Consider the following 7,054-nt stretch of genomic DNA (forward strand, 5'->3'; position numbering starts at 1 on the left):
TTAAATTACAATTATAAAAAATATTAAATTATTATTAAAAATGAGAACTAGGATATTAATAAAAACTTAAATATTAAGTATACATATTCAGCTTAAGAACTACAGCTAAGATCACTTTAGAAATTTATAATTGGTAATATAATGAAATATATAATATAATCAAAGTTGTTAATTACTAAATAATTATAATTAGCCTCACTTAAAATAATATATAAGTGGGAACCGTAGGAGGAAAATTTATTATGGATTATGGGTTATTAAATAGGGGAAGTTTAATGCTTGGATTAATTGCATGTATACTGCCAATAGGTAATATCATAATGCAAAATAAGGTTGGAAATAGATATTGGGAATTTATATCTGTAGCCAGTTTTAGTGCGTGTGGGATATCATTATGTTTACAAATTTTTTATATTAACCATTTAGTAAATATAGAGGATTGGACAGCTATGATGGATACTTTAAGTATGGTGTCACTTGGATCTTTATTACTTCTTATAAGCACAATAATACTAAACATTATTGTCTGTAATATATACTTCAATAAAAGATATTAATCTTAATAAACACATGAATAAATACACTCTTTAAATATTGAATAAGGGTATAGAAAACAAAATATAAGATATATCAATATGAATTTTGATAGAAATATAGATAGAAAAGACTAAAAATTTTGAAATTAAAACCGATATGGAAAATAGAGTGTGAGTTGTTATGTAGCTATATAACAACTCACTTAACACAGTAGACTAAAAATAGAAATTAATATAAATTGACTAATAAGAAATGTGTAAATACACTTAAAATTAAATATAAATGAAATTCAGAAATAAAAACTTAATTTAAGATCTGTACTGTATTAAGTTAGTTGTATACAACAGGCGTTTAAGAAATGGGATGAAAAAATAAGTATGGATTGACTTTTAATAAGGAGGTTTTTATGAGTTTAGAAATAATTATTTGTGATGATGATTTTGTACATCGATCTATTTTAAGGGATTTTCTATGTAAGGTTTTAGAGGAAGAGTTTTTAGAGTACAATTTGCTAGAGTTTTCATCAGGAGAAGAATTATTAGAATCGTATCCTAAGAAAGCAGATATTTTGTTTTTAGATATCCAAATGAATGATTTATCAGGAATGGATACAGCTAGAAAAATTAGAGAGTTTGATAGCAATGTAGAAATAATTTTTACAACAGCTATAGCTCAGTATGTGTTTGAAGCATATGAGGTCAAGGCTTATAGATATTTACTTAAGCCACTTGAATATGAAGAAATTAAAAGACAATTAAAGCTTTGTATATCGGAGTATTTAAACAGACATAGTATAGTATCTATAGAGTCTAGAAAAGAAACTATAGTTCTTCCAGTAGACGAAATTTTATATGCTGAGGTTCAAAGAAAAGAAGTCACTATATACACAAAGGACAAGACTTACACAATTGAAGTTAGTATGAAAAAAGTTGAAAGAAAACTTTTAAATTATAACTTTTTTAGGTGCCATCACAGCTATTTGGTTAATTTAAAGAAGGTAAATGAATTAAGAAATAATTCTATCATAATCAATGATATTGAAATTCCTGTAAGTAGAGGCAAATATAAAGAGTTTAAAGTTAGGCTCACTAGCTTATTAGGGAGCTCGTTATGTTAAAGAGCCGTTTATTTTGGGAAAGTGTTATCACGATTTCATCAATAATAGAATTATGGGGATGTAAAAAAATTTTTGACTATACAAGTGAAAAAAGAATTAGTAAAACTAAAATTAACATAATTATGTTGTTTATTATAGTTTTTATGCTGTTCTTATTACATACAGAAGTATATCCGAATAGTAGAATAACAATATCTATAGTATTAACTTTTGTTTTTTATATTACAACTTACGATATAGATTTTTACACAGGGATAGTAAACATATTGATGTATTGGATGGTTTTATTAGGGATAGATGCATTAAGTATGAGTCTTATAATAAGGGCTAACTCTATTCATGATATGAGTAATTTACTTTCAAATAATGTTTATAGGTTGGAATCTATTATATTAGGGAAAATTATATTAATTTTTTATATAGTTATATACAAGATAATTAAAAGTGAAATTGAAATAAATAAGAAAGATATTTTTTGTCTAGGTATTCCTATAATTGGTAACATTACATCATTTTTCATTGTGTTTAAATATTTATTTAAATTTTCTCAACAAGGTTTAATAAGCGAAATACATATATTAAACTTTTCTATATTGTTATTTTTATCAAACATTTCGATTATTTTAGTTATAAGAAAAATTAGAAGAGACAATAAGTTATTGGCAGAATACAAAGTAATGAAAAAAAGTGTAGATATGCAGTATAAGTACTATATGAAGGTTAAAGACAATCAATTAAAAACAAGACAGTTGTATCATGATATGAAAAACCATATTATATGCATAAAAAAACTAAATGAAAATGGATATAGTTCAAATAATTATATAAGTAACTTAGAAAATCAGTTGAAAAGCTATGATAACACATTTGATAGTGGAAATATGTTACTTGATATAATTTTAAGTGATAAGAAAGAGCTTTGTGATAAAAACAATATAAATTTCAATTGTAATATAAATTTTACTAAATGCAACTTTATGGAGTTAGAAGATATATGTAGTATTTTTTCAAATGTGTTAGATAATTCTATTGAAGCATGTGAAAAGATAAACGATTGTAATAAGTATATATCTTTGGAAGGTAAGATAATAGAAAGTTTCTTTGTATTAAAAGCAGAAAACTCTAAGTCTAATAAGATAAATATTAAAGATAGAAAGGTTATTACTGATAAGAAAGATAAGTTTTTACATGGATTAGGAATAAAAAGTATCAAGCAATCAGTAAAAAAATATAATGGGGAAGTTGTAATAGATTATACAGATGATAAGTTTATTTTGAATATTTTAATACCAATTGTACTGTATAATGACAAGTTATACTAAAATTAAGACTTTTAGATTTTTATGTGTTATAAAATAATTAAAGTATTTCAAGGGAGTCAATATGATAAAGCTTTTGTCAGAGAAGATAGCATATTTTTTAGAGGATAGGAATTTTATAGAAAGTGAAGATACTGAGGTGTGTTCCTATGGACTTGAAGTATTAATTTCTTCACTAATAAATTCAATTTTAGTACTAACTCTAGGAATTATTCTAAACAAGTTTTTACAAACATTAGTCTTTGTAGGATGTTATTGCTACATTAGACAATATTCAGGTGGATATCATGCAAGCAGTCATACAAAGTGTATTTTGACATTTCTGTGTATGTACCTAGCGACTATTCTAATTGCCGATAGCATACACGACATACACTTAGAAGTGATGATAATAGCTATAAGCACAATTAATTGGACTAGTATATATTTATTATCACCTGCGGAGCATGCTAACAATCCTTTAAGTAATGATGAATTAATTAGCAATCAAAAAAAAGCAAAAATTAGAGTTACAGTATTCTTATTATTTACAATTATAGGTTCACAAGTCCAACAAGTATATGAGTATACGGTGTATAGTGCATTAGCATTATGTTGGATAAACTTTATGCTCATTTTACAAGTAATTAAAAATAAGGGGGACACCAAATATGAAAAAACTGTTAGATAAAAGCATGAAATGTGTTGGAGGTATGGCAATGTCTGTAGCGAATTTATCTGCTAATAAAACTTGCCTATGGTATAATCACCAACCAAAAGTACCAAAAAAATTAAAAAGCCCTAAATAAGTTTCTTTATTTACCCTAAATAAGTTTCTTAATTAAATAAAAGAACTAACTCGATTTTTATTAATAAAAGCCAAGTTAGTTCTTTTTTACGCATGAAACAATTGAAATAAAGAACTAACTTTTAAATATATTTGATTGATTTGATTTAAATTTTACTCAAGGGATAATAAGTTTTTTAGGTAGCATGTATTCATATTTTTATGAATTTTGAAGCAAGTTATACTATATACTTGCAAGTTGTGTATATTTATTGATGATTAAAATTTACAGTGATACTTTATAACTGTGAAAGGGAAAACAACTTATAAGACATTTACAATAAAGCAAAATTTATTAAATTGTTTTTTATAAATCTCTTTTATCAAACTTATAAAAACTTAAATTTTGAGACTTAGACTTTATTTTTAAAATTAAATTATCTGAGTTAAAGATTTAAACTTAAAAGTTAAATTAAAGGGAGGAACGTTATGGTCAATAAATATTTATATTGGAGTAAGGATTTAGAAATAAGAAAATATGAGACTGGTAGATCATTATTAGCCATAAAAAATAATTATAAAAATGAAAGATTAACTAGAGATGATATTCAGACTTATAAATTAAATAACAATACTGTAGAGATAATAGGATTAATCGATGGAACAAAGACATATGAAGAAATTATATATTTACTATCAACAAAGCATAATGAAAGCAGCAAAAAAACTAGAGAGAAACTATCTATGTTTTTAAATAAGATAACAAATTTGTATGGAATTAAAATCAATGAACAAGAATCTACACAAAAAATTAATATGAATATAATAGAAAAATACATATATCCACATGTTGCATCAGTTGAGATAACAAATAAATGCAATGTAAAGTGTATGCATTGTTTTGGAAATTTTAGTTGTATAGAGACGAGTTGTATAACACTGGAACATATAAAAGGAGTGTTACATGATTTAAAAAATATAGGTGTTAAAAAAATAGAGTTTACAGGTGGAGAATCTACAGTTTATACAAATATTAAAGAAGTATTATTACATGCAATTAAGTTAGACTTTGATAATATATCACTTTTGGTAAATGGAGTAGGGATATCAGATGAAATTGTAGATATAATCATTAAAAACAGTTCGAAAATATATACAAAAGTTGATTTACATAGTTTAAATAATGATTATTTAACATGGTTTTCTAAAATTCCAAATATTTTAGATACAGTAAAAAGTAATATAATAAAGCTTGCTAAGAGTAACGTAAAAATGAAGGTAGAAACAATAGTTACAAGAAAAAATATCCATGAAATTGAAGATATTGCAGAGTGGGTACACAATTTAGGGATTAGAGATTATCAAATCAGACCTGTAACTTTTATGGGAAGGGCAGAAAATGCTGATAGTGAACTATATTTAAATATGCAGGATTTTAAGTATGTAAATGATATATTGGGAAAAATAAACAAAAAGTATAAAAGTAATGTATCTTTTACAGAAGGAAGAAGGTTTATAAGCAAAGGTTTTGGATTTTTAACTCCTCATTTAGGAATTTCTTATAATGGAGATATAAACATTTGTACAATGGATAAAATAGAGTATTTTAATAGTAGGATAGGAAATATATTTGAAAAGAGTATAAAAGAAATTTACTATGAAAAATCTGAATATATAAAGGACTTCTTAAATTTAGGAGACCCTATATTTAAATCAATAGACCGTAAAGATTGTGAACATAGAAGTTTTTATAGTAATTAAAAGTGTGATAGAGAATTAAATTTTTAAAGGTGAATAAAATGGAAAATATTTTAGCAGTTGAAGGACTTAAAAAAGATTTTGGAGATTTTGCTTTAGATGATATAAGTTTTACACTAGAGGAAAATTGTTTTACAGCATTTATCGGAGTTAATGGATCTGGAAAAACAACAATGATTAAGACTATTTTAGGACAAATACTTAAGGATTGTGGGACAATAAGTTTTTTTGATAAAGATATAAACATGAATGAAAATGAAATTAAGAATATGATAGGAATTGTATTAGATGAAGGATATTTTTACAATAATCTATCTTTAAAAGAAATGAAAAATATAATTTCTTCTGCATATGAAAATTGGGATGAGGAAGTTTTTAATAATTATGTAAAAAGATTTAATTTAAAATTAAATCAAAGGATAGAGGTTCTTTCAAAAAGTATGAGGATGAAATATTCAATTGCAATAGCACTTTCTCATAAAGCAAAATTTTTAATAATTGATGAACCCACCAGTGGTATTGAATCATCACTAAGAAATGAATTGATGGACATCCTAGTAGAGTTCATAAAAAATGGAGGTAAAGGTGTCTTTTACGCCACTCATACAACGTTAAATTTAGAAAAAGTAGCTGATAAATTAATTTTAATAGATAAGGGACAAATTATTTTTAATGAAAGGAAAGATGCATTGATAAGTTCGCACAAAATTATTAAAGGAAAACAAAATATACTAAATGAAGAGGTAAAGAGATCCTTCATAAGTTTAAATTATTACGGAGAGTACTTTGAAGGTATTATACATGACACACCAATTTTTAGTAACAAAAATTATGATATAACAATGATAGAGCCAACTATAGAGGATATAATGTCAGCTTATATAGAAGGGAGAGCATACGAATGTTTAACCTTCTAAAAAAAGACTTTATAATGATTAAAAACTTTTGGGCATTTTTCATAATGTTTTCAATTTCAGGGCCGATTTTTATTAACTATCAAACAAGAGGATTTGATAGTAGTTTTATAAGTTTTATTATTACGATACTATTTTTGGAGTTTATATTATATGGGTCGGTATCTAGACTAGAAGAAAAAAACAAAGGATTCATACTACTAACAACAATTCCATATTCTCGTTCAGAAATAGTTAAATCTAAATACTTATTTATAGCATCAATATTTATCATAACGTATGCACTATACATATTAGCAGCATTAATAACACCTATAGAAATGAATTTTTTAAGTATAAAGTCTGTATTAATATCGTTTTTAGTTATATCAGTATGCTTTGGGATTTATATACCAATACAGTATAAATACGGAACAGAAAAAACAAAGTATATATCATCTTGCTTTGTTTTAATTTCACCACTCTCACTTCCAGCCGTTGTAAAATGGATTAAAAGTGAGAATATAGACTTAAATATAATAAATAGAGTACCAGATATGGTAAAATACATTGGTATAATATTAGTAGCTTTACTTGTTTTAGGAATATCTATAAGAGTCTCTATAAATATTTACTCTAAAAAAGATTTAGTATAGATTTACTA

8 protein-coding genes are annotated in these 7,054 nt (G+C 25.0%); all 8 read left to right on the forward strand.

The features are described from left to right. The first annotated feature begins 242 nt into the window (after window positions 1-242). Window positions 243-557, forward strand: a complete 315-nt coding sequence (locus VN21_RS01055; protein ID WP_046821635.1) for a hypothetical protein — start codon at window positions 243-245, stop codon at window positions 555-557. 386 nt (window positions 558-943) lie between these two features. Then, the gene (locus VN21_RS01060) at window positions 944-1,654 is read left to right on the forward strand and encodes a LytR/AlgR family response regulator transcription factor (protein WP_021428698.1); all 711 of its coding nucleotides are present in this window, start codon (window positions 944-946) and stop codon (window positions 1,652-1,654) included. Then, complete coding sequence (locus VN21_RS01065) at window positions 1,648-2,976, forward strand: ATP-binding protein (protein WP_021428873.1); 1,329 nt, start codon at window positions 1,648-1,650, stop codon at window positions 2,974-2,976. Before VN21_RS01060 ends, VN21_RS01065 begins: the two co-directional genes overlap by 7 nt. A 61-nt stretch (window positions 2,977-3,037) precedes the next feature. After that, entirely contained in the window at window positions 3,038-3,643 is a 606-nt protein-coding gene (locus VN21_RS01070) for an accessory gene regulator ArgB-like protein (protein ID WP_046821636.1), read from the forward strand. Further along, window positions 3,624-3,761 carry a cyclic lactone autoinducer peptide gene (locus tag VN21_RS18160; protein WP_021428901.1) on the forward strand — a complete coding sequence of 46 codons (138 nt, stop codon included), beginning with the start codon at window positions 3,624-3,626 and terminating at the stop codon, window positions 3,759-3,761. The genes VN21_RS01070 and VN21_RS18160 overlap by 20 nt, the downstream gene beginning before the upstream one ends. 467 nt (window positions 3,762-4,228) lie before the next feature. Further along, window positions 4,229-5,500 (forward strand): radical SAM protein, encoded by a 1,272-nt coding sequence (locus VN21_RS01075; RefSeq protein WP_052951936.1) that lies wholly within the window; start codon window positions 4,229-4,231, stop codon window positions 5,498-5,500. A 38-nt stretch (window positions 5,501-5,538) separates the two neighbouring features. Further along, the gene (locus VN21_RS01080; RefSeq protein ID WP_046821637.1) at window positions 5,539-6,414 is read left to right on the forward strand and encodes an ABC transporter ATP-binding protein; all 876 of its coding nucleotides are present in this window, start codon (window positions 5,539-5,541) and stop codon (window positions 6,412-6,414) included. Further along, window positions 6,399-7,046 carry an ABC-2 transporter permease gene (locus VN21_RS01085; protein WP_046821638.1) on the forward strand — a complete coding sequence of 216 codons (648 nt, stop codon included), beginning with the start codon at window positions 6,399-6,401 and terminating at the stop codon, window positions 7,044-7,046. The genes VN21_RS01080 and VN21_RS01085 overlap by 16 nt, the downstream gene beginning before the upstream one ends. Window positions 7,047-7,054: the final 8 nt, after the last annotated feature.

The organism is Paraclostridium benzoelyticum (assembly GCF_001006285.1).
Taxonomy (GTDB): domain Bacteria; phylum Bacillota; class Clostridia; order Peptostreptococcales; family Peptostreptococcaceae; genus Paraclostridium; species Paraclostridium benzoelyticum.